The following is a 1389-nucleotide window of genomic DNA, read 5'->3' as shown; positions in this document are numbered from 1 at the left end:
CGTGGTGTTCTATCTCGGGGGTTAATGGACGGTTGTGTCTCGGGGCTTCGTGCACAGTTGTGTCTCGGTGCTTCGTGGACACTTCTGCCCGAGGCCGGCGTGCCCTGGATTGGAGGGATGAGCACTCATCTGAGTCCGGCCGAGATCCGGATGGCCATCGTGGACTTTCCCGCCGATGCCCCGCGCGGGGCCGTGACCCGATTCTGCGCCGCCCACGCCATCTCGAGATCGCAGTTCTACAAGATCCGGGCCCTGGCCGCCGCCCAGGGCGCCGGGGTGGCTCTGCAGAAGGGGTCCACGGCCGCGCGCACCCACCCGAACCGGACCCCACCGGCGATGGCCGAACTCGCCCTGAGCATCCGCGCCGAGCTGACCGCTGCCGGATGGGACGCCGGACCGGTCTCGGTGGCGGCGAAGATCCGGCGGGCGGGGTTCACGCCTCCGGCCCCGTCCACGCTGGCACGAATCTTCACCACGGCCGGGGTGGTGGTGCCCGCTCCGAAGAAACGCCCCAAGACCAGCTACAAGCGCTTCGTCTACCCGGCCCCGAACTGCTGCTGGCAGATCGATGCCACCGCCTGGGCGCTGGCCGAGGGGGCCAAGGCGGTGGTCTTCCAGGTCCTCGACGACCACTCCCGGTACTGCCTGGCCTCCTTGGCCGCCACCGGAGAGACCAGCCACGGCGCCCTGGCCGTGGTCCAGCACGCGGTGGCCACCGCCGGGGTGCCGCAGAAGGTGCTCTCCGACAACGGTCCCGCGCTGAACCCGACCCGCTACGGCCACCGCAGCCTGCTGGTCGACTACCTGCGCGCCTTGGGCGTGGAACCGATCACCGGGCGCCCGAATCATCCCCGCACCCAGGGCAAGAACGAGCGGATCCACCAGACCCTGCAGCGGTATCTGGGCCGCCAGCCGCCCGCGGCGACCCTGGCCCAACTCCAGGCCCAGGTCGAGGCCTTCGACCGGTACTACAACCACGACCGCGAGCACCAAGCCCTGCCCAAGGGCATGACCCCGGCCGAGGCGTGGGAGGCCACCCCCGCCGCGGCCGCCCCGACCCCGCCGGCCGCGGCCCCACAACCCACGGCCACGACCCTGGAACGCACCGCGACACCGCCGGCCGGCAAGACCACCGTCCACGGCACGACCTACCTGATCGGCCACCGCTACATCGGCCAGACCATCCACGTGCTGCTCACCGAGACCACGATCGGCTTCTACGACCACGAGGGCACCGAGATCCTCACCCACCCCCGACCACCGGCCGGCACCACTTACGTCGGCAACACCGACCGTACCCAGCGACCGTCCACGAAGCCCTGAGACATCACAGTGTCCACGAACCGCCGAGACAGAAACGTCCACGAAGCGCCCAGACAGGACACCACG

Annotated in this window: 1 protein-coding gene; it reads left to right on the top strand. The window is 70.2% G+C overall.

Annotated elements, in window-relative coordinates; genetic code table 11:
- Window positions 1-117 precede the first annotated feature (117 nt).
- The gene (locus QYM41_RS17530) at window positions 118-1323 is read left to right on the top strand and encodes an integrase core domain-containing protein (protein ID WP_368801052.1); all 1206 of its coding nucleotides are present in this window, start codon (window positions 118-120) and stop codon (window positions 1321-1323) included.
- The last annotated feature ends 66 nt before the right edge of the window (window positions 1324-1389 follow it).

Source organism: Kocuria oxytropis (assembly GCF_040981195.1).
GTDB classification, from domain to species: domain Bacteria; phylum Actinomycetota; class Actinomycetes; order Actinomycetales; family Micrococcaceae; genus Kocuria; species Kocuria oxytropis.
This window is presented reverse-complemented; position numbering and strand designations above follow the sequence as displayed.